This is a genomic window from Aeromonas sp. 19NY04SH05-1, assembly GCF_040581895.1.
GTDB lineage: Bacteria > Pseudomonadota > Gammaproteobacteria > Enterobacterales > Aeromonadaceae > Aeromonas > Aeromonas enteropelogenes.
Genome location: NZ_CP095328.1, coordinates 533036 through 555652, shown reverse-complemented (window position 1 = coordinate 555652; position 22617 = coordinate 533036). Strand labels below are relative to the sequence as shown.

Sequence of the window (22617 nt, the reverse complement as noted above, 5' to 3'; positions counted from 1 at the left end):
GCTATCTTTTGCCCTTACAGCCATAAGAAAAGACCACCAATTCTCGGCTATGCCGCACTTTATCTTGAGTGATTAATTCCGGTGATAATGAGCGGCGAAATGGGGTATGAAGAGGAAACAGCGTCGTCCCATTGCAAGGCGATATCTCGCCAATACCCCAAGGACGTCTTTAACCGGCAGTGGTTGCGGCCAGGCAACACAGGTCAGCAGCAAGGCGACAACAATAATTCAGTGAAAAGGCCTTGAACCCGCCATAGATGAATATCAAAAATGGCGGAGGGGCCCATGGCCCCTCTCGCTTACTTGTCCTGCTGTGCCGCCCGCTTTCGCATCAGGCGGTACAACAACTTGTTGTATTTGGCCCAGGAGTGGATCAGCAGGAAGATGCCGAACAGCAGCGCCAGAAACAGCTGCCCCACCTCCACCATATCGAGCGAGCCGATGAAGTTTCCCTCCGCCCCCGTTTCCAGGTAGCTGAACCAAGGCTGCAGCACCAGAAACAGCCAGCCACTCCAGGTCACCAGCAGGATCAACATATCCCGCATACGGTAACGCCAGCTACGCCGGGTGCCATTGCGGATGATCATCTCCTGCGCCAGCTTATGCTTTGTCACGGAACGACTCTCCTCTGTCGGGGCTTTCCCAGACCGCCAACTGACCACGGCGGCGCAAAATGGCCTTGGGCACGGCGACGATCACAGTCACCAGATTGAGCAGCCAGTAGATCAGGGGATACCAGACACACCAGATGAAGCTGCGGGCCATGCTCTTGTCGTAGTGGCTGTCGATGAAGATGCTGACGGAGAACTGCAGCAGGCAGATGCCGGTCATCATCACCCCGGTCCACTGGAACAGGTGCCCCCTTGCCAACCCCTCCAGCTCGGGGTTGAGCAGCCAGCTCACCGCCAGCATCAGCATGCTGTAACACCAGGCGACGCTGGAGAGATACTCCAGCAACAGCAGCCAGAAACGGCGATTGCGCCAACGCAGCGCCTGCAGGCCATAACGCAGAAACACCTCGGCTCCGCCCTGGGCCCAGCGCAACCGCTGCTTGTACAGACCCCGCACCGTTTCGGGCATCAGCACCCAGCACAGCGCCTGGGGCTGGTAGTGGATGAGCCAGCCCGCGAGCTGCAGCTTCCAGCTGATGTCGATATCCTCGGTCACCATGTCGGTGCTCCAGCCGCCGACTGCCTCCACCGCCGACTTGCGAAACGCCACCACCACGCCGGAGACGGTGAAGACGGTGCCATAGATGCGCTGGGCTCGCTTGATGAGGCCTATGATGGAGCTGAACTCCCCGGTCTGGATCTTGCCGATGATGGTGGAGCGGGTTCGCACCCTGGGATTGCCGGTGACGGCGCCGACCTTGGGACTGTCGAGAAAATGCTTCACCATCCAGCGAGCGGCTTCATGGTCGAGCACCGCATCGCCATCGATGCCGATCAGTATTTCCCCTTTGGCCAGCGCCAATCCGTTGTTGAGGGCCATGGCCTTGCCCTGGTTGGGCTGATGCAGCACTGTGAGGCGCTCATCTTGCCTGGCCAGCCGATCCAGCCGTTCGCCGGTGTCATCCTTGCTGCCGTCATTGATGGCCAGCACCTCGAAGTCGGGATAACGCTGGCGCAGCAGGTGACCTATGGTCTCCTCCACATTGGCCCCCTCGTTGTAGCAGGGCACCATCAGGGTCACCTTGGGATAACGGGGCAACTCGAGCCCCTCCCTGGCCAGGGCGATATCCCGCCGCTCCCACTGGAAGTAGTAGTAGAGACCGCCACAGATCCACACCAGCGCCATCACGCTCGGATAGGCCAGGGTGAACATGGCGATGCCCGTCAGCAGATCACTCACCGTGTCACCTCCGTGGTCGCTGCCCCCTGGCGGATTGAGCCGCCTTGTGCGCCCCCCTGCAATTCAGGTTGTGGCTGTGTCTGTACCGAAAAGACGGGCCTTAGCACGGCGGGATCCGGCTGGTTGTTGTGAAAATCATCCGGGTAGTAACCGAAGTTGTTCACTCCCTTGCTTTGGATGATCTGCATCCAGCGCGCCAGTTCGGCGTCGGGTATGGGCTGTTCGGTGCGCCAGTTGCGACTCTGCAGCTCGAATACCAGGCGCTCGGCCGGCACCTGGGCCAGTGAATCCTCCGCCAGTCTGGCCAGCCACTCGTCCGGATTTTTCGCCTGCTCCATGTAGGGCATGGCCATCACGGCGGTATAGTCGTAGGCCTTGGCAAACGCGGCCATGCTCTGGGCAAACCACTGCTGGGACTCGGGCTCGGTCACCAGGGTCGCGTAGATGTTGCGGGCAGTCTTGAGGCCATCCGCGCCCCCCTGACGGTAACGGGCGGCGGCATCACGCAGCTCCATGGTGAAATCGATCAGCAGGTCGGTCTTGCGCTCTCCCTGTGCCTGCAGTGCCTCTGGGGTGCGCTCCAGGGGGAAGGGGCCTTCGTAATCGCTGAGGAAGGCGTCATCGTGGAACAGCAGGCCATCGAACTTGGTGTAGAAACCGAGATCCTCGTAGATATCCAGCAGGATCCGACGGCTGGCCGGATCCCAGGGAGAGAGGCGCAGATACTGCCCCTGGGCGGGTTTACCGGTGCGGCTGTCGGCCACATAGGCATGGTTCGGCCCCATGTCGTAGGCCATCACCGGCATCCAGGCATACACCTTGACCCCGGCCCGGGTCTTGAGCTGCCAGGCCACCCGGTTGAACAGATCCGCCTTGACCGGCATATGGCGATTGGGGAAGTAGAGCGCCTCCGCCACCCCATCACCGTTGTCATCGGCATAGGCCTGCAGATAGACGGTGGTGATGCCGTAGCCCTTGATCCTGTCCAGCAGCATGTCGATGTTCTTGTTCATCTGGCGGGGATCCGGGTCATAGACATAATCCAGATCCACATGTACCAGCCGCTCCACCTGCCGCTCCCAGGTGTTGCCTCCCATGATCTCGTCCAGGGTCTCGAGACTGGTGTCCTCATCCAGCAGATAGCGACGCACGGTGCTGCCCGTGTCGTTCACCTTGTTGAGTCCTTCGGCCAGGGTGAAGGTGTAGGGCATGCCCGCCTCCCGGGCCAGATCCAGCGCCGTCTCGTTGAAGGCGCCATAGGGCCAGACCATGATGCGCGGTGCCTGCCCCGTCTGCTGCTTCAACTGGCGAGCCGATGCGTCGAAGTCGGCCTTCACCCGCGCCCGGTAATCGGCCATGGACTCGTAACCGGCCTGGCTCCAGCCCGCCGTGGTCACTGCCGGTTGCACGTTGCCTTGCGGGTTGGCCAGCAGCCCGTAATGGGAAGCGAAGGTATGGGAGGCGATCTCCACCAGCCCGGAGGCCTGCATCTCGCGGATCTGCGGCCAGTTGACGAAATAACTGCGGGGCAGTTTGTCGTTGCCATAAGAGACCATCTGGTCATCCGCCACCTCCAGCCAGCTGCCCACCAGCGCAAAAACGGCCGGATAGTTGTAAAGCTTGAGCAGGGGGTAAACCAGCCGGTAGAAGCTCTCGTAGCCATCGTCGAAGCTGAGCAGGATCGCCTTGTCCGGCAGCGGCGCCTTGCCCGCCCTGGCGTCCAGCACCTGCTGGAAGCTGACCGGATGGTAGCCCTGCTGCTTGATCCAGTTGAAGTGGCGGATCAGGGTGTCGCGCCGGATCGTCTGGGGATAGAGCTTGAGGTTGGGGGTCAGCTTGAGATCGACGATGTCGTGATAGCAGAGCACCACGTAATCATCCGGTTTGCGGGCCGCCTGGGTGAGACCGGGCAGCAGGGTCAACAACAGAAAAAAAGGAGCAAGCCAGCGTCTCATCACATGAAACTCCATTGCAAATTGGCGAAGACAAAATTTCCATACTCGCGGTTGCCGTCGTAGACGGCCTGACGACGGCCCAGACCATAGCCAAGGCTCAGCGCAGGACTGAGCACCCAGTCATGGCGATAGCTGAGCTGCCAGCCCTGATCGCTGCCATAGCTCTCCTGCCAGTAGTGATTGCCGCTCATGGTGAGGCTTTGCAGCAGGGAGCGACGACCGTCCAGCGGCAAGCGGTAGCGCGCCGCCAGTTCCAGCTCCAGATTGCGATCACTCAAGGGGTTGAAGTAGTCAGCGTCCACCTCCTCGTTGCGGGAGGTGGCGGCCCGCAGGGTGCCGTCAAACCACCAGCGATCCCGGCGCCAGAGATCCTGGCGCAGCCAGCCGGAAGCAGTGAGCCGCCGGTTGCCATCATCGATGTCCATGCGCTCGAGACGCAGGCCGCCCTCACGGGTTTCGTCCTGGCGCCAGCCAAGATCCAGCAGGTATTGATCGGCGTAGTGGCCCCGCGCCAGGGCCCGCAGCGGGGTGTCGGCGCTGTTGAGATTGACGGCGGCCCCCAGTTGCCACTGATCGTCCAGCCGCCAGTCGAGACGGCTCCACAGGTAGCCCTTGCGGTTAAGCTCACTGCCCGTGCCCCCTTCCAGGGTCAGCAGCAGCGGATAGAAGGAGAGTTCGGCCCCGACCCCGGTGTAGGCAGCTCTCTCCCCTTGCCCCTCATAGTCGCCAAAACTGCCCTGACGACGAACAAACAGACGATCACCACCATCACTGCGGCCACTATAGAGACGGCTGTCATAACGCCAGTCGCGGCTGGCCTGCACCGAGCCTCCCTCGTTGCGGCCATGGGTCAGCTCGGTCGTGAGCATGGGGGCCTGCTCCAGAGCCAGCCGTTGTTGCAGCTCCTGACGATCCCGGGTCAGGTTGCCAAGGGCTCGCACCGCTTGTGGCGTCTGCTGCCACTCCCCCCGATCGAGCCGGGCATTGAGGCGACCCGGTTCGGCCTGCACCGTGCGTCCAGTGGGCAACCAGCGCATCGCCTCCCTGTAGGCCTGTTCGGCCCCGTCAGGATGACCGCGCCAGCGCCGGATATCTCCCAGTTGCAACCAGAGCCAGGGATTGGCCGGTGCGGTTTTCAACCAGGATTCCAGCTCTGCCTCCGCCTCCCCGGCCTGACCACGCCAGGCCTGCAGCAGGGTTCGCAGTTGCAGCAGCTTCTCGTAGTCATCGTTGGCCATGCGCTGGTTGCCGGTAAAATCCCAGCGGGTCGCCGGTTCCTGCCAGCCCGCCAGCAGCGCCTGGGCGGCCTCGTAACGTTCCGCATCCGAATAGGCGTAGAAACGCTTCTCCAGCAATGTCTTGTCTCTGGCCCGTTCGGGAGTGGCCAGCCGGTCATAAAGCGCAGATGCCTCCGTCGCCCGCCCCAGCCCGGCCAAGGCATCGGCGCGCGCTTCGAGCAGATAATCCGGCAATGGCCCTTCTGCCTGCAAAGTGGCGGACTCCTTTTCTGCCCGGGCAAACTCGCCGAGGGCAACCAGGGTCACCACCCGATCCCGCCGGGTGCTGAGGTAGAGCACATGCTCGCGGGGAGCGCGTGCCAGGATCTTGTCTTGCAGCGCCAGGACCTGGGTCAGAGAGGTACGAACCTGGGCGGGATCCTCGATCTTGGATGACATCCGCAGCAGATTGACGGCCTGATAGTAATCGAGCCAGAGCCTGTCGACCGGCTTGAACAGCGAGGGATAACGGGCCATCAATTCGCCGGCCGCAGGCCCGGCCCCCAGCCCGACCGCCACCCGATAGAGCGCCAGCACCTGCTCGGCATTATCCGGCTCGAGTTCAAGCCACTGCTGATGCACCAGCAGTTCGCCCATGGCATCTTCCGCCTGACGGGCGGCGTAGAGACGGGCATCGAGGATGGCGCGATCACGGCCGAAACGCTGTTCGTACTCGCTGGCCGCCTGACGGGCCAACCTCTGGTTGCCCTGATCGCTGGCGGTGAGAAACAGCCCGAGCCAACCGTTGGGGTTGGCGGGGGCGCGCCCCTGCAGGACACGGTAGTAGCTGATGGCTTCCGGATAACGCTTCTCGTCCCGGGCGGCGCGAGCCACCTCTTCCAGCGTCTTGTTCGAAATGGGACTGAACTCGCAAGGTGTGCAGGCAGCCAGCGCCCCCTTGCGATCGCCATGCCAAAGCTGCACCGCGATCAGATCGTCGAGCACCTTGCCATCATTTGTCTGTCGATAAAGGGCATCCAGCCCCGCTATGGCAGCCTCAAGCTCCCCCGCCCTGGCCTTGATGACCCAGGCTTCGCGGGCGTTGTCCACCCCACCGGCCCATGCCAACGACGGCAGCAGCACCAGTAACCAAAAGATGCGATTCATTCGCAACATACCACCCATGACAAACGCGGGTCGTATCGTCCTTGAACTCCCACACGGATATACACACGCGTCCGCTCCTGCCAGATGGGCAAGATGGCTTCCTGACTTGTGTGCTGATTTGAGGGTGAAAGGTGGGCAGCAAGACCGGCACCTTTCCTATGTGCGGCCCAGCCATCTCCGGGAGGAGACCTGTAACTTTCCGAACCCGATTCACATCGGGAGTGGCGAGGACGACAATTTTGATTCTGTAGAGAATTTAGTCAATCCGGGGGTGTAACGAATTTATGCTCATCGACGAGTCGTGGAGACATGCAAAACCACAAAATTCAGGAGGGAAAATAGAATTGGAGGAGGCTATTGATGTGCCAATTATAAGGGTTTTGCGGCTAATTCCCCTTTTATCATCACACTCACCAAATCGATCGTTTTCTCCGATGGCAGAAAGCGGGTCAAAATCAACACTGCGACACACTCTGTCGCAACTGACAATGCACGTAATAATTATCCCTTGCCTCGCTGGCCAACCTTCCATTTTCACCAGCAATATTGGGTGCCAAACAGGGCAGTAAACGCAGACACAAGCATCGTATGGTCGCCATACCCCCCCAGGTTCAAGAGATGAAACAGCCTCTCCCGACCATCGCTCATCTTTCCATGTGCCAGTTCCGCCGGGCGGCGCCCGCTCCTCTCAGGCCGTCAGAGCCCAACTTGACAGACAGAGGCAGCGTCAACCACACGGCTTCTGTCTGTCAAAACGGCTCTCGCCTCAACGCATATCGGACAGACCGGGCAGATAGCGTAGCGAGAAAAACCAGCGCAGGCTGCCACACCGGACAGGTGCCGCCCAGAGGGCTCTTTGTTGGGCCTCGTCAAGGGGCTCGGCACGGAAGGTGGTGCCGCCGGCTTGCTGCACGAACAGTTCATGGATCAGGCCAGACACCCGACCTGCACAAGGGGCCAGGGCGCTCAGATACAGTTCCCGTTCGGGCTGGCTCAAGACACCTGTGCCACTCCCATCCTGTACCACGAGGCTCACTCCCGCCCCTGCCAGACGGCTCAGGAACGCCTGATAGGCTTGCGGACTCATCTTGCCGGTGAAGAAGGTACTGGCATAGACGGGGACGGGGGCCAGTTCGCGCAAGGAGTTGACCGAACTGGCCAGATGGCTGGCCAGCAGCGCTTGCCGCTGCGGTTCACGCCAGTTGAGATCGTCCAGCTCGGCCGGCAGATACCAGCCTGCAATACTCTCCTCACCCAGGCGCTTGCGCCACTCTTTCGCCAGACGGAGGTTATGACGCTCCTGCTGGTCGAGATAGCGAGCGAGAGACCCGGCGCTTTGATCCTGACGTTGAAAAAACGCAGGATCGGCGTAGAGCCCCATAACCAGCCTCAGGCCTGCCGACCGGGCTCGCTGGAGCCGGGCCGCCAGCCAATCGCTCTCCTCCGGTTTTGCAAAGGCATCACCGTAGCGGCTCCACTGCACGACGAGCGTATCGAATCCCTCCCGTTTCACCTGTGCCACTATCTCGTCCCAGCGCGCTTCGCCGAGGGCGGCATCCCGCAACTGGGGCTGATAGAAGATCCCCTGACTCACCTGCCCCACCTGACCCCCATGGGCAGGCAGCACAATCCCCAACAGAATGAGGACCAACCCCTTGATCCAATGTCTCATTACCATCTCACTCCAATGGTCATCATCAGGGTGCCCTTGTCGCCTTCCCGGTCGGGATCGATCTTCAACAGGCGCTGATATTCGACACCCAGACTCAGTTTGTAGGGCCAGGCGTCGTAGCGGGTCTCGCCAAACCAGTGGTTCCAGCGTATCCCTACCCCTCCCATCAACAGGCTGTAATCGTCGGAGCCGGCGTTGAAACCCACCACATTGCCTTCATCGTTGTAGTAATCACGGTCCGAACTCTTGTCGTTCCAGTACTGACGCCCCTGCACATGGGCATAGGGCTCCAGCGTGTCGCCCCGCCGGATCTTGTGGTGGTAGCTGAGCCGGTAATCCGCGACCAGGCTAGTCTGCTGCGAACGCAGGTAACGGGCCGCATCCAGATAGAGGTTCTGGGCCCACCAGCCACTCTCGCCGACCTGCCACTCATCGCTGTACTTGCCATCGTTCAGGAAGGAGGCGCTGGCCCGGATCAGGGTGTCGTGCTCACCGCCCTGACTGCTGTTGAGCGGGAGCAGCTCTTCGGCCGCGAAGAAGATCGTCTGGCTTCTGAATGGTTTCCAGCGCAACCCTACCCCCAGGGTGGGATCCCGGAAATCCAGAGGATTGCCATTGCTGTCGACTTCATAGGTGCCGTCTTCGGACAATCCTTCATTGGGGTGATAAATCCGCTTGCCCTGGCTGCTGCCATAGAGACGGCCATAGAAGGAGAGCGTCTTGCCATCGCGGATGGGCTCTTCTCCCAAACGGTACTCCACCTCGGCCTGGGCATAGCTCTGGGCAACCGAGTTGCCCCCGATGCCACTCACCGTGCCCTGGCCCGTCCCGGTCCAGGCATCGAAACTGTAGGTCCAGCGCCGCCCCAGATCTTCATGCAACCGTCGCAGGTCGTAACGCAACTGCGCCGGTTGCTCACCATCGATAGCCTTGGTGGCGTACTCACGCGCCTTCTGGTTGTGTGCCAGAGACTGATTGATATAAACCAGCTGCTCGGCCAGCTCGGTATCCCCTGTCCGATAGATGGATTCCAGCCAGTCGCTGGCCGCCTGCTTCTCGCCATTGTTCAGCAAGGCATAACCGTAGGCGAGCTGGTATTCCCGATTATCCGGCTCAAGGCGGTTTGCTCTGTACAGGGCCTTGCTCGCCTGTGCCGTCTGTCCGAGCGCCTGATGATGCTGCGCCAACTGTGCATAGTCGGCTGCCTGCGGCACCAGGGCAATGGCCCGCTCCAGGCTGGCAATGGCGGGTCCATCCTGCTGGGTTCTGGCCAGAGCGCGCCAATATTCAGCATCCTGAGGCAACCCGGATTGCAGGTATTGCTCCAGCCACCGCCGAGCCTGAACCAGGTCTCCTGCATCCAGGGCAGAGCGTATCGCCGCCATCTGCTCTTGCTGCTCAGGGGCCAGCGTGACCTGCTGCCAGGCCTTGAGCGCCGCATCATAATGGCGGTTCTCATACGCCTGATAGGCAAACTGGCGCACATCGCCGGGCAGCCCGAAACTGGCGGCGCGGGAGAAGGCATATTCGGCCAGACCCGGCTTGTGCTGGCGATAGCAGCCGCCAAGCGCCCGCCAGCTGTCGGCATCATAACGAGCCGAGAGATCCCCCAACACACGTATCACTCCCTTACACTGCCCCGACTGAGCCAGCAGATTGGCCTGCAGACTGCGCAGCCCAGATTCGGAAAGCGGCTCGGACAGGCGCTCGGGCAAGGCGCCAGCTCCGGTTTCCCCTTGCAGCAGGGTCAGACGCCGGATCAGAGTCTCGCGACCCGCCAGGCTTGCCCCCTGATAGGGCCAGTAATCGATGAGCAGATCACGACTCGCCGCCAGCAAGCCGGCCTGTTGCAGCCGGTAACTGACCAGTTCCAGCTGCACCATGGGCTGCCGGGAGCCTTGGATCAACCGGCGACCATCTCTGGCCAGCTTGTCCCATTGACGCTGATGCAGGGCAGATTCGAATGCCAGCTCGGCGCTGTTGTACCCGGGAGTGCTGGCCAACAGACGATCCAGCTGCGCCCAGCGCCCCTCCCGGCGCAGCACGGGCACCATCAAGCCGGCATAGAAGCCCTGGTTTTCGGCAAATTGCAGTGCCTCGTCGCCCTTCAGGGTGCCGTTACTGGCTGCCAGTTGCAGCCACTCTCGCTCCTGGGCGGCCTTGGCAAAATGCGGGGCATGCGCCTGCTGATAACGCTTCAACGCCGCTCCCCCTTGCTCCTTGCCCAGCGCCAGTGCGATGGCCAGATCCAGCTCGCCATCCTGGCTCGGCAGACGGCGGCGCAGCGCAACCGCTTGTGCCACATCGCCTTGTGCCAGCGACATGTTCAGCCACTGCTTCAACTCCCCCCGGCTCAATTTTCCAGCCTTATCGAACCAGGCAAACTGCCCGGCCGCCAGCGTCCAGTTACGTTCACCCAGCGATCGTTGCAGCAAGTCATGACGCAGGCTCAATCCCTGGGGAGTAGCCGCCAGCTCGGGATCGTCCAGCGCGGTGGCCAGCCCCTGCAGATCCGTATCCAGCAGATCACGCTCAGCCCGGGCAACCTTGCATTCAAGCAGGTTGCAGGCTGGATCCAGCGGATCCTTGCGCTGCAGCCCCTCGGAGAAAGCAAGCAGCCCGACATCAGCGGGCGTGATGGCCAACTGCTGGTTGACCAGCGCCGCAGCCTGCTTGTCCTGACCAAAATGTTCATAGGCACGCGCCAGATAGAGCGCGATGACGGGGTTTTCAGGTTGCAGCTTGCGGGCCTGCTCGAACTCGGCGATGGCACGATCACGATGCCCCCGTTCCATGGCCGAAAATCCCTTCTGCAGATGGGGATAGAGCACGAAGCGTTGGTAGCTGCTCACTCCGGGCCCCAATTCATAGTCGTGCTGGGCCGCCATGATTCCCTGACCGAATAGCAAACCGGACAGGAGCAATAATTCGGGACGCATCAGATCGCCTCCTCCTGCTGCCGTGCCAACCAGGTTTCATTCGCCCCGGCCTCCCGCAGCAAGTCATGCAGATTCAATTGATAAGTGCCTTGCAGCACCAGAGCCTGGGCCAGTACCTGTTCACTGATCACTTCCTGCTCAACCAGAAAGCTGGCGAGCGTCTTTTCACTTCGCTCGTGCCGCAACAGCAGGGAACGCAGGGCGGCTTCGTCTATGTGACCAAGGGTGACCAGGAGTTCGGGCAGCATCACCTGGCTGGCCAGATATTTGTTCCAGATAGAAGTAGATTGCGCTTCAGCAATCTGGCCATCGGTCAGTGCGCGTTGCAGCAATGCCCGGGGATCGCCCTCCTGGCCACGGGCGTACCAGTGGCGAAGCCCCACTGAGACCTCTCCCTTGCAGGCAATCACATAGGTGACGGGCGAACGGAGTTTGCGAGAAAGGGCGCCAAGAGAAACGGGGTCAAGGTAAGTTTCACATGCCAGCACCAACACTCCGTCTTCGATGCGCAGCGGCAGCACGCCATAATGCATGGCGACGTTGGGCGGCACTCTGTGCAGCGTCTCCCGCTCCAGGCCATAGGCATCGATATGCTCCCAGCTCACCCCGCTCTGCTCGGCCACGCCGGCAGCCAGCTGCTCCCTGGTGATCAGCCCCTGCTGTACCAGGTTGCTGCCCAGGCGCAGACCGGGCTGTCTGTCCAGCAACACCTGATCCAGCTGCTCTCTGGTCAACACCCCCTGATCTATCAATATCTGGCCAAGCGGTCGCCGGGCCCGGTTTTCTTCTCCCAGACTGGGAAAATCATGGGTCGTCTTGTCCCAGGCAACCCGGCGCGGATCCCCCTGGGCAATGATCTGCGAGAGCGCCCGCCAGTTGGCCATGAAGTTGATGATGTTGCCCCAGAACAGGCGCGGAATGGACATCAGCCCCTGCACCATGCCGTAGTAGCGGGTCACGAAGATCAGCCGTTGCAACATGCGGTTAATCATCAGGAACAAATTGATCCAGAGCAGGGTGACCAGCCAGGCATCCCCCTCGAAGATGGAGAGAAAGTAATAGGGATCCGGAGCCAGCCACTGATAGAGCACGAGTGCCAGCAGTTGCAGCAGGATTAGGCTGGCGGTGAAGCTGAGGAAGTTGGTCAGGGCCCCCTTGCGATCCCGCCACAGGAAGTAGTTCAGCTTCCAGTTGCTGCTCCATTTGTGTGTCTTGAAGCCTTGATAGACGATGCCGATGATCCAGCGCGACTTTTGGCGAACCGCCGTCTGGAAGGTATCGGGAAAATACTCCCGCACGCAGATGACATTGGTATCCCGCTCATACATGCCAAACCGCCAACGTTGATTCGGAGTACTTCTGGCTTCACGGATGACGGGGAAGCGGACGAAGATCTCTTCCATTCCCTTCTCCTTGAGCCGGAAACCTATGTCGTAGTCTTCCGTCAGACTCTGCACATCGAAAGCGATACCGTCCCCGTCTTCCAGGAGCGCGATGACGGCGCGACGGCTGAAACAGGTGCCGACTCCGGCGCTCGGCACCTGGCCGGACACCGCCTCGCGCACCGGAACATCCTTGCTGTGCAGTTCGGCAAATTCGTCCAGGTAGTGCAGGCTGGTGAAGTTGTACCAGCTGCGCTCGAAGGGATAGACGGGGATCTGGATCAGATCCTTGCGACCCACCAGATAGTTGAACAGCCTCAGCTCCATGTCCGAGATGACATCTTCGGCATCATGCAGGATGAAACCGACAAAGGAGAGATTGGCCTTGCGCTCGAACTGGAAGATGGCATCCAGCACATTGTTGAGGCAATCCGCCTTGCTGGTCGGCCCGGGACGGGCACACACCACCTTGTGCACATTGGGGAAGCGGGCACAGACCTCGTCCACATCCTTCTGGGTATCGGGATCATTGGGATAGGTGCCGACGAAGATCTGATAGTTCTCATAATCGAAACGGGTCGCCGCCAGCTCGGCCATCTGGCCGATGACGCCCGTTTCGTGCCAGGCTGGCACCATGATGGCAAGAGGCTGCTCTTCCCGCTCGTACAATGCCTGATAATTCAGGCGATCATGCTGGCGATAAACGGTCAGGCGCCGCCAGGCATTTCGCAGCCAGTAGACGATATCGATGAAGAGATCATCGATCCCGCTCACCAGCATGGCGATCGCCACCACGATGGCGATCAGCTTCAGACCATAGAGATAGGTGGCAAAGCCATCCACCAACCAATATTCCGGCATCGTGATTACCTCAGCAAGGCATCAGCCATGATGGCGACGATGCGGGCACAGGCCTGACCATCCCCGAACGGATTGGCCATTACCCGCGGGGCGAAATCACCCGCTTGCCACAACTCGCTGACCCGTTGGACGATGCGTTCCTCATCCGTCCCCATCAATTGGGCGTAACCGGACTCCACCGCCTCGGGCCGTTCTGTCTCCTCGCGCAGCACCAGCAGGGGAACACCATAGGTGGGTGCCTCTTCCTGCAGACCTCCCGAATCCGTCATCACCAGCCAGGCATCGGCGATGGCCTGCTGCATGGCCAGATAGTCGAGGGGCTCGGTCAGGGTGACATTGGGCAGGTGCCCAAGCAGCGGGTAGACAGCCTGCTTGATGACGGGGTTGAGATGCACCGGGAAAAGCACTCGCATATCGGGATTGGCCGTGGCAAGACGCGCGATGGCACGACAGATCCCCGCGACTTCATCACCCCAGTTTTCCCGCCTGTGCACCGTCACCAGCAGATGCCCCGGCTGCGCATCGCTGCGCTTGATGCCATGGTGCTCTCCAACCCACAGTTGGGCGTCGATAACGGTATTGCCAGTGACATGTACTTGCTCTGCCGGTACCTGCTCGGCCAGCAGACAGTCACGCGCACGCGCCGTCGGCGCCAGGTGCAATTGGGCGATGCGTCCAATCATCTGGCGCAGCCCCTCTTCCGGGAAAGGGCGATCGAGACGATAGGTTCGCAGTCCCGCCTCCACATGGGCAACAGGCACCTGATGATAGAAGCCGGTCAGCGCACCGAGGAAGGCACTCTCGGTATCACCCTGCACGACCACCATGTCCCAAGACTCCTGATCCATCAGCCCTTCCAGCTGGGCCCGGCAGCCCTGGCTGAATTCAAAGAGGCTCGCTCCCTGACGTACCAAAGACCAGTCTGGCCGGATACTGAAACAGTCGAGCAACTGGGTCGCCATGCTGTCATGCTGCCCGGTATGCACCCACTTCACATCCGCCCAGGCTGAATGCCGCAGGGCATGATAGAGAGGGGCCAGTTTGATTATTTCCGGCCGGGTACCCGATACCATCATGATCTTCTTCATCACAACATGCTCCATTCAGGGAATCGATCTCCTGGCAAACGTTTTACGAGCCAACATAAAGAGGCGTACGCATGCTGCAGGAAAAATGCAATAGATAATAAATCACTGGAGAGAATAAGAAAGCAGAAGAAAGAACATCTCCTGCAGATCATCGCCGGCGAATATCCAGAGGCAACGACACATCCTGATGCGTATGCTGATTGCATCATCCGTGTTTGCGCGGCCCGGGATTAGATGCGCACCATCATGAACAGATGGTGAACATTCTCAGATATGGGAGGCGATATGTCTGACCCTCGTCGCAGGCAATCCAGCCATCTCGCCAGGGAGATCTGTGATTTTCCGAGCCCGGCTCACACCGAGGGTGGCTCGTTCATAATCTGCCTGTTAGCCCAACTCGTCCACAATTAAAATGTAACGATTCAATAAAAAGTGTAAATTTCATTCGAATCCCAACCAGCTCCCCAATGACGGCATGATGAGGCGCTTCCCAATCTGCCTGGCTGTCCCCCTTTGAGGCTTCCTGAATATGCTGACAGCAGACACCTAACCACACCTTCCGATGACGGATTGCATACCCAGGCCCATAAAAAGAGCCCCTTGCGGGGCTCGTGACACTCGTTATGTCAGGTGACAACACCGGCTACACCAGCGATGGCTGACTCCCGGTTGCCAGACGGTGGATCCAGGTCTCGAAATCGGCCAGCATGCGTGCCTCTGATTCGCTGTTGTCGGCGATGAGCTCGGCGCCGTGTACCACCCGGATGTGAGCGTCGAGCGGCATTCCTTCCCCCGCCGGCGGACGTTGCTGTGCCGCATCCATACACTCCTGCGCCTGCTGCCACGCCTCGGCCACGCTCCGGTTGCACGCCTCGGCCAGCGGCGCGGCGCTAAAGCCCTCGCCGGTGAGGCTGCGCAGCGTCTCGTCATGGGTCATGCCGTTACCCGGCCCCCAGTAGTGGGCGGCCAGATCCGGCCCGATGCGCGGGTTGTCGGTGAGGTAGCCGTCGCGCTTCAGGAAATAGGCGCGGGTCTGCTCCACCGCCATCAGCGCCAACAGGTAGCCGTGATAGGCGCAGGCTGATTCCTGATTCAGGAGGTGCGGAATGGCCAAGAGCGGGCGCGGGCTCTCCACTCCTAGGATCTTTCGTTCCCACTGGCGGGCCAGCGCCAGCACGGCGGCCGGGGTGCGATCGCCATCGGCCATGGCGTAGAGATCCCGTTCGAAGTAGGCCACCAGCGCTATCTGGCGCTCGTTGAAGGCACGAAACGGCTGGCGCGCGGCGATCATGGCCTCGATGAGCGCATCGGGGATCGCCTCCCCCGCCGCATTTCTGGCGTAACGCTTGAGCCAGTCCGCGTCATCCAGCAGGCTGTCGCAGAACATGGACTGGGTCTCGGCATAGGCCATGGAGGTGGGCGGAAACTCCTGGGAGAAGCAGGGGGCGTTGCCGATGACGTTGGCAAAGTGCGCCGCGTGGCCGCCCTCGTGGAACAGGGTGTTGAGGCCGCTCCAACCGCTGCCCACCTGAGCCGGGTTGGCCAGGCTGGTGAAGTTGACCACCGCCGGCACCCACTCCTCCTCCTGCCAGAAGCTCGGCACCGGGCCGTGGCAGAAGCCATTCTCGTATTTCCCCTCCCGGGTCAGCAGATCCAGAGTGAGCGTCGCGCCGCGATACTGGATGCCGAGGCGGCGGAAGCTCTCAACCCAATCCTTCAGCGCCCGAGAGAAGGGTACATAGGGGTCGAGCTGGCGGGTCACGTCGCCGCTCACGCTGTAGCGCAGGTTGTGGGGCAGCAAGGCCTCCTCTCCCTTGGCCGCCTTCAACTCGGCCAGACTCTGGTGCAGCCGCTGTTCGGTACGGGCGATAAAGTCATCCAGGATGGCGAAGAGCTGTTCCGGGCTCATCTGCTCATTCTTGTGCACCTTGTAGTCGAAGTAGTCGCGATAACCCATGGCGCGGGCGAAGCGGTCGCGCAGCGCGACTATCTCCAGATAGCCATTGTCGACCACCCACTGCTCCAGGGTGTGAAACATGGCGAGCGCGCTCTGGCGTACCGCTTCATCGGCGCTGGCGGCCAGCGCCGTGCTGGCGGCGGGCAGACTGCCTGCCACCTGGCGGCCCTGCTCGTCCAGCAAGGTCAGCTTCAACCCCTTGCGGCGGGCAAACAGCGCTGCCTCGGCAGCCACCAGCTCGTCCATCAGGGCCGCGGCCTGAGGATCCTCGATAACGTTGCACTCGAAGAAGGCGAGCCAGCCCTTGAGCCCCCGCTTGAGATCTTCTTCTTGTGCCAGTGCGAGCATCTCGCGCAGCTCAGGCAACCGTGCCGGATTGGCACAAAAGCCCTTGTAAGCCTGCTCGGCGGCGGTGAAGCCGGCCTGATCGTCGCTGGTGCCCATGTAGGTGGACCAGAAGAGATCCTCCTTGCGCCTGTGTACCTGCAGGTAGTCGGCATTGAGCTGGTTGAAGTAATTCCTGGCAATGGAACTCATAAATTCCCTCTTTTTAATGGGGTCACCCGCACGGGGCCCACTCCTTATTGGTGAAATGCCATCTCATTCATATGTGTTGGCAAATAATGCGCCGGGATGCGCATAAACAAGCTACCAAAAAGTGGGGAGAGCTGTCTGCTGACTATACTGTTGTTGAAATACTCAATTAGCTCTCGCTAGCGGCAAGCTTTTGAAAGTTAATTAAATGTTAACTGCAAAATAATCTGGAGCACGGGAGTGGCTGGACACAGCCAGACCCATAAGGAAATCAGGGAGATACTATGTTCAAGCTCGGTGATATCGCCGTGAGCCGCAAATTGATGCTGCTGCTCACCCTGGCGCTGGCCGGTTTTATCGCACTGCTGCTGATCTCGGCCAGTGCCCTGCATCGCAACCTGATGAGTGAACGGGAGGCGCGGTTGCAGGCGGTGCTGGATCTCGCCATGAGCCGGATCCAGGCCCTCGCCACCAGCCTGCCTGCCGACCAGGCACAGGCCGAGGCCAGGGCCATGCTCAACAGCATGCGTTTCGATGGCGACAACTACCTGTTCGTGATCGATGAGACCCGCCACATCATCGTCCACCCTGCCAAGCCGGAACTGGTCGGCCAGCAGATGGGGGAACAGCGCGCAGCACATACGGAGGACCACTGGCAGCGCATGGTGGATCTCGGCAAGGGGGGGCATCAGGGTCGGCTGGAATATCTCTGGGCATCCCCTTCCGGCGAGTCCGCCCGCAAGATGTCGCTGGTCGCCGGCTACCAGCCCTGGGGCTGGATCCTGGGCTCCGGCATCCTGCTGCAAGACATAGAAGCGACCATCTGGTCCCAGTATGAGTTGATGGGGGGTGCGACCCTGCTGGCTATCCTGCTGATGGGCCTGCTGGGATTTGCCATCAGCCGCTCCATCGTCAATCCCCTCAGCCGGATCAATCACGCTATGCAGCGGGTCGCCAAGGGGGATCTGGTGGTCAGCATCCCGGTTGAGGGCAAGGATGAGCTGGGGATGGTGGCGCACTTTACCAACCAGGGCCTGGATGCCATCCGCCACGCCCTGCTCGAGGCAAGCCTGGGGGCCCGCAACGTGGCGGATGCCGCCCTGCGCATCGCGGCCTCCGCCGAGCAGACCAACCAAGCGGTGACCAGCCAGCGGGATCAGCTGGCCCAGCTTGCCACCGCCATGAACGAGATGAGCGCCACCATCTCGGATGTGGCGGGTCACGCCGAGAATACCGCCCGCGATACCCAAGATGCCACCAGCGAAGCCGGCCTCGGCAATCAGGACGTACACGCCAGCGTGCACGGCATCCAGGCGCTGGCGACCGAGGTGGAGCAGGCCACCCTGCAGGTCAATCAGCTCAAGGAGGGGGTGATGCAGATAGGCGAGGTGACCGCCGTCATCAGCGCCATCTCGGAGCAGACCAATCTGCTGGCCCTCAATGCCGCCATCGAGGCTGCCCGGGCCGGCGAACAGGGGCGCGGGTTTGCCGTGGTCGCCGACGAGGTGCGCCAGCTGGCGAGCCGTACCCGCCAGTCCACCGAAGAGATCCAGGGCACTATCGCCCAGTTGCAACAGCGGGCGGTGAGTGCGGCCGACGCCATGGACACCAGCCGCAAGCTGGCGGAGAGCAGCGTCAACCAGTCCGAGAAGGCAGGCCAGGATCTCTCCCTCATCGTCAACCACATCCAGCACGTGAGCGACATGGCGACCCAGATCGCCACCGCCGCCGAACAGCAGAGCATGGTAGCCGAAGACATGAACCGCAACGTCAGCGGCATCAACGACTCGGCGCTGGAGATGTCGCAGTCTGCCTCCCAGCTGGCCCAGGAGAGCGAGCTGCTGGCCGGTCTCTCCCGCAGCCTGGACGAACGACTCGCCGTGTTCAAACTCGGCCACGCCAGCGAACAGAGCCCGTTGCCCATGCAGATGCAATCACCGCGCCAGAGCGAATCCCCCCGGGTTCGCCACTGATCCGTCTTGCACTGTCGCATCCCATCCCCTGACCACGAAGGTGGCAGGGGATTTTTTTATTGATGAAAAAATGCCAAATTTTTGCATCTTATCGACAGGATTGGCGAGATTAAGAAGAACACGCTGTTTATTTATACATTTAAAAACATATGGTTGAGTGAAAAACCAACGCCAGAGAGGTCAAGCTGTAAAGATTTACACTTAATAATTTAATCAAAATTAGTCATGATGATTTTGTCGCCAAACGCGACACCATGACCCTTTCTGTAGTCATTTGGCAAACTGGCTGAAAAGTCAGGACGCAAAACCTCCGGTCTAAAGACGTTCGTCCAGGATAGCGGGGTTGCCACACTCAGGTGTGCCCGGGGATTCCCCTGCCAACGTGACTGCCCACATCGACCGATCAGAGGAATGTATGGCAGCAACCATCCGATTCAACCACATCGCCGCCGCCCTGACGCTGCTCGCCAGCGGCAGTGTGCTGGCCCACGGCTACATCAGCCAGCCGGAATCGCGCAACGCCCTGTGCAAGACCGGCGGCAACAGCCAGTGCGGTGCCGTGCAGTGGGAACCCCAGAGCCTGGAGGCCTCCTCCGGCTTCCCGGACGGCGGCCCGGTAGATGGGCAGATTGCCGCCGCCGGCCATCCCCAGTTCGGCGAGCTCAACGCCCAGACCAGCGATCGCTGGACCCGCCGCGACGTGCAGGCCGGCCCCTTCGCCATCAGCTGGACCTTCACCGCCAACCATGTGACCCGCAACTGGCGTTATTACCTGACCAAACAGGATTGGAACCCGAACCAGTCGCTGACCCGCGACGCCTTCGAGCTCACCCCCTTCTGCGTCATCGACGGCAACATGGTACAACCGCCCAAGCAGGTCACCCACCAGTGCATCCTGCCGGAGCGCACCGGTTACCAGATCATTCTCGGGGTGTGGGAAGTGGGTGATACCGCCAACAGCTTCTACAACCTGATCGATGCCAACTTCAAGGGCGGCACCCAGCCACCGCTAGCGTGGACCCAGGGCGGCACCATCTACCCCTCCATCGACCTGGCGGCCGGCGACAAGGCCAGAACCCGGGTGTTCGATGCCAACGGCGAGCGCACCGATCTGCAGACCGAGCTGACCATCGCCAGCGCGGAGCAGGGCCAGAAGAACAATTGGGCCCACGCCCTGGCCAGCAAGATCAACGCAGAACAGAGCCTGATCCGTGCCGGCCAGCAGGGGACAGATGGCCAGTTCAACCCCGTCTACGGCCAGAACCCCGTCTACCTCAAGGCGGGCAGCGCTCTGGAGCGGGTCGAGATCCAGCTCGAGCAGTTGCAGCCGCCGGTTGGCAACGACATCAGCATCAGCGGTCTGGCGAGCGAATACCAGCTCGACAACGGCAAGGCGACCCTCGACTTCACCGTCACCACCCAGGGCGATCTGACCGTCACCAATACCCTGTATGACCATGGTGGCATCGCCAAAGGCCAGTCCAGCGCCGACATCAGGGACAGCAGCCAGGGCTTCACCATGACTCTGGAAGGGCTGAGCGCCGGTCACCACCAGCTGGTGATCAAGGGCACCCCGAAAAATGGCGGTACCCCGCTCCAGCAGACTCTGGACCTGATGTTCAAGGATCCCGCTGCCGGCGGCGCTCATGACTTCACCTTTCCGGAGGGGCTCAAGTCCTACACCGACGGCACCAGGGTGCTGCAACCCAAGAACGGCAAGGTCTACCAGTGCAAACCTTTCCCCTACAGTGGCTGGTGCAGCCAGTGGGCTGCCAACGCGACCCAGTATGAGCCGGGCACCGGCTCCCACTGGCAGGATGCCTGGATTGAGTTGAACTAATCGTTTCACCGCGACATGAAAACGGGGAGCCAGTGGCTCCCCGTTTGGTCTGGTGACAGGCTCAGATCTGGTAATCAATCTGGGGCTCGCCACCCATGGCACGGGCCTGGATGTCGGCCAGCGCCAACTCGGGGTTGCAGAGCTGGATGAACTGCCAGGCGAAGTTGTGCTGGAACTGCCCCTGCTTGAGGCCAATCCAGGCGGTGTGCGGCGCAAACAGATGGCTGCCGTCGAGCTGTACCAAGGTGTGATCGCGCCGGGCATCGAACGCCATGTCCGCCAGTATGCCGACCCCCATCTCCAGCTCGACATAGGTCTTGATGACATCCGAATCCTGGGCGGTCAGCAGGATCTGCGGCGTGATCCCCGCCTCGGCGAACGCTTCGTCCACTCGCACCCGCCCAGTCAGCCCCGCCTGATAGGTGATGATGGGCCAATCGGCCAGCGCCGCCAGGGTCAGTTCGGACTCTTGCGAGAGGGGATGGCGCTCCGGCACCACTATGTTGTGATGCCAACGATAGTAGGGAAAGGCCACCACCCCTTCGCTCCTGTCGAGCTGCTCGCTGCTGATGCCGATGTCCACCTCGCCGGTCTGCACCAGCCGCACTATCTCCTCCGGCCCTCCCTGACGCAACTCCAGCTGCACCAGCGGAAACTGTTCGCGAAACGCCTTCACCACCCGGGGCAGGGCGTAACGGGCCTGGGTATGGGTGGTCGCCACCAGCAGGCGTCCGGAATCGCGGTTGGCAAAGGTGCTGGCCAGTTTGCGGATGTTCTCGGCATCTCCGAGGATGCGCTCGGCGATCACCAGCAGCTCCTTGCCCGGCTCCGTCATGCCGAGCAGCCGCTTGCCGTAGCGGATAAAGAGTTCCACCCCCAGCTCCTCCTCCAGCTCGCGGATATGGCGGCTGACTCCGGACTGGGAGGTAAACAGGGCATTGGCCACCTCGGTCAGGTTGTAATCCCGCCGGGCCGCCTCACGGATAATACGTAACTGCTGAAAGTTCACTCATCGCCTCCTGCGTCGAGTCGCAGCGGTGTCCACCGCCATGCGTTGTGGGTGATGCGGGCAGGCCGATGACTCGCCCCCAGCCTGGATAGCCCATCAAATCTGGTAATCGGGGTAGAAGTGCGCCTGTCTGGCTACCAGCCGTACCTCCTGGCCCGGCGTGAAATGGCTGGCCGCCTCCTTGCCAAGTTCTACCTCGTAGTGGACGCCCCCCTCGCCACGTAGCTCTACCCGGATGCGCGGCCCCATGGGCAGCAGGCGGGTGATGGTGGCGCTGATACCGCCGCTGGCCTCTACCGGCAGAATCTCCAGCTCGTGGGGACGCACATAGGCGATGGCGGCACTGCCCGGGGCCAGATGGGCGGTCGAGGGGCCGCCGAGCAACTGCTCACCGATGCCGAACCCCTGTTCGGCCACCCGGCCGCGAAACTGGTTCACGCTGCCGAGGAAACTGTGTACGAAGGCGCTGGCGGGATGGTCATAGACCTCGGCCGGGGTGCCGATCTGCTCGACCCGGCCGGCGTTCATCAGCACCACCCGATCCGCCACCTCCAGCGCCTCCTCCTGATCGTGGGTGACGAACAGGCTGGTGACGTGCAACTCGTCGTGCAACTCCCGCAACCAGCGGCGCAGCTCCTTGCGCACCTGGGCGTCGAGGGCGCCGAAGGGCTCATCCAGCAACAGCACCCTGGGCTGCACCGCCAGAGCGCGGGCCAGGGCGACCCGCTGACGCTGGCCGCCGGAGAGCTGGGTCGGATAGCGCTCGGCCACGTGGCCAAGCTGCACCAGATCCAGCAGCTCCCTGACCCGGGCACGGATGGCCACCTCGCCCGGGCGTTCGTTGCGCGGCCTGACCCGCAGGCCGAATGCCACGTTCTCGAACACCGTCATGTGGCGAAACAGGGCGTAGTGCTGGAACACAAAGCCGACGTTGCGCTCGCGCACGTGCAGCGCCGAGGCATCCTCGCCGCGGATAATGATCCGGCCAGCGTCGGCCTGCTCCAGCCCGGCGATGATCCTCAGCAAGGTGGTTTTGCCGCAGCCGGAGGGGCCCAGCAGGGCCACCAGCTCACCATCGTGAAAATCGAGGTTGATGTCGGTCAGTGCCGCATACTGGTTGAAATGCTTGTTGAGTCCTTGCACCTGAATGCTCATGGCTGCCTCCTTGAAAC

Annotated in this window: 13 protein-coding genes and 1 riboswitch; of the genes, 2 read left to right on the top strand and 11 right to left on the bottom strand. The window is 61.4% G+C overall.

Annotated elements, in window-relative coordinates:
• Window positions 1–299 precede the first annotated feature (299 nt).
• The 9 genes from MRK42_RS02620 to MRK42_RS02580 all read right to left on the bottom strand — a co-directional run bounded on the left by MRK42_RS02620 (window position 300) and on the right by MRK42_RS02580 (window position 16626).
• Window positions 300–614, bottom strand: coding sequence for a hypothetical protein (locus MRK42_RS02620; RefSeq protein WP_042070494.1), 315 nt, complete (start codon window positions 612–614; stop codon window positions 300–302).
• The gene (pgaC, locus tag MRK42_RS02615) at window positions 601–1851 is read right to left on the bottom strand and encodes a poly-beta-1,6-N-acetyl-D-glucosamine synthase (RefSeq protein ID WP_216993118.1); all 1251 of its coding nucleotides are present in this window, start codon (window positions 1849–1851) and stop codon (window positions 601–603) included. Before pgaC ends, MRK42_RS02620 begins: the two co-directional genes overlap by 14 nt.
• Complete coding sequence (pgaB, locus tag MRK42_RS02610; RefSeq protein WP_338611724.1) at window positions 1848–3806, bottom strand: poly-beta-1,6-N-acetyl-D-glucosamine N-deacetylase PgaB; 1959 nt, start codon at window positions 3804–3806, stop codon at window positions 1848–1850. The genes pgaC and pgaB overlap by 4 nt, the downstream gene beginning before the upstream one ends.
• Complete coding sequence (pgaA, locus tag MRK42_RS02605; RefSeq protein ID WP_338611723.1) at window positions 3806–6190, bottom strand: poly-beta-1,6 N-acetyl-D-glucosamine export porin PgaA; 2385 nt, start codon at window positions 6188–6190, stop codon at window positions 3806–3808. The genes pgaB and pgaA overlap by 1 nt, the downstream gene beginning before the upstream one ends.
• Window positions 6191–6956: 766 nt before the next feature.
• Entirely contained in the window at window positions 6957–7862 is a 906-nt protein-coding gene (locus MRK42_RS02600) for a DUF4434 domain-containing protein (protein ID WP_338611722.1), read from the bottom strand.
• Window positions 7862–10801 (bottom strand): tetratricopeptide repeat protein, encoded by a 2940-nt coding sequence (locus MRK42_RS02595; protein ID WP_338611721.1) that lies wholly within the window; start codon window positions 10799–10801, stop codon window positions 7862–7864. The genes MRK42_RS02600 and MRK42_RS02595 overlap by 1 nt, the downstream gene beginning before the upstream one ends.
• Complete coding sequence (gene nrfB / locus MRK42_RS02590; RefSeq protein ID WP_042070498.1) at window positions 10801–13044, bottom strand: cyclic di-3',5'-guanylate-activated glycosyltransferase NrfB; 2244 nt, start codon at window positions 13042–13044, stop codon at window positions 10801–10803. The genes MRK42_RS02595 and nrfB overlap by 1 nt, the downstream gene beginning before the upstream one ends.
• 5 nt (window positions 13045–13049) lie before the next feature.
• Complete coding sequence (wecB, locus tag MRK42_RS02585) at window positions 13050–14132, bottom strand: UDP-N-acetylglucosamine 2-epimerase (non-hydrolyzing) (protein ID WP_254203569.1); 1083 nt, start codon at window positions 14130–14132, stop codon at window positions 13050–13052.
• A 643-nt stretch (window positions 14133–14775) separates the two neighbouring features.
• On the bottom strand, window positions 14776–16626 hold the full coding sequence (locus MRK42_RS02580) for a M3 family metallopeptidase (RefSeq protein ID WP_338611718.1): 1851 nt from the start codon (window positions 16624–16626) through the stop codon (window positions 14776–14778).
• A 281-nt stretch (window positions 16627–16907) separates the two neighbouring features.
• On the opposite strand from MRK42_RS02580, the gene MRK42_RS02575 reads away from it, so the two are divergent.
• Both MRK42_RS02575 and gbpA read left to right on the top strand, forming a co-directional pair.
• The gene (locus tag MRK42_RS02575; RefSeq protein WP_338611717.1) at window positions 16908–18596 is read left to right on the top strand and encodes a methyl-accepting chemotaxis protein; all 1689 of its coding nucleotides are present in this window, start codon (window positions 16908–16910) and stop codon (window positions 18594–18596) included.
• A gap of 266 nt (window positions 18597–18862) precedes the next feature.
• Window positions 18863–18947: riboswitch (cyclic di-GMP riboswitch) on the top strand.
• A 64-nt stretch (window positions 18948–19011) separates the two neighbouring features.
• Window positions 19012–20436, top strand: coding sequence for an N-acetylglucosamine-binding protein GbpA (gbpA, locus tag MRK42_RS02570; protein ID WP_338611716.1), 1425 nt, complete (start codon window positions 19012–19014; stop codon window positions 20434–20436).
• Window positions 20437–20497: 61 nt separating this feature from the next.
• On the opposite strand, the gene cbl is transcribed toward gbpA, so the two are convergent.
• Together cbl and MRK42_RS02560 are read right to left on the bottom strand one after the other, a co-directional pair.
• Window positions 20498–21445 (bottom strand): HTH-type transcriptional regulator Cbl, encoded by a 948-nt coding sequence (gene cbl / locus MRK42_RS02565; RefSeq protein ID WP_224210939.1) that lies wholly within the window; start codon window positions 21443–21445, stop codon window positions 20498–20500.
• Between the two features lie 96 nt (window positions 21446–21541).
• On the bottom strand, window positions 21542–22600 hold the full coding sequence (locus MRK42_RS02560) for a sulfate ABC transporter ATP-binding protein (RefSeq protein WP_338611715.1): 1059 nt from the start codon (window positions 22598–22600) through the stop codon (window positions 21542–21544).
• Window positions 22601–22617: the final 17 nt, after the last annotated feature.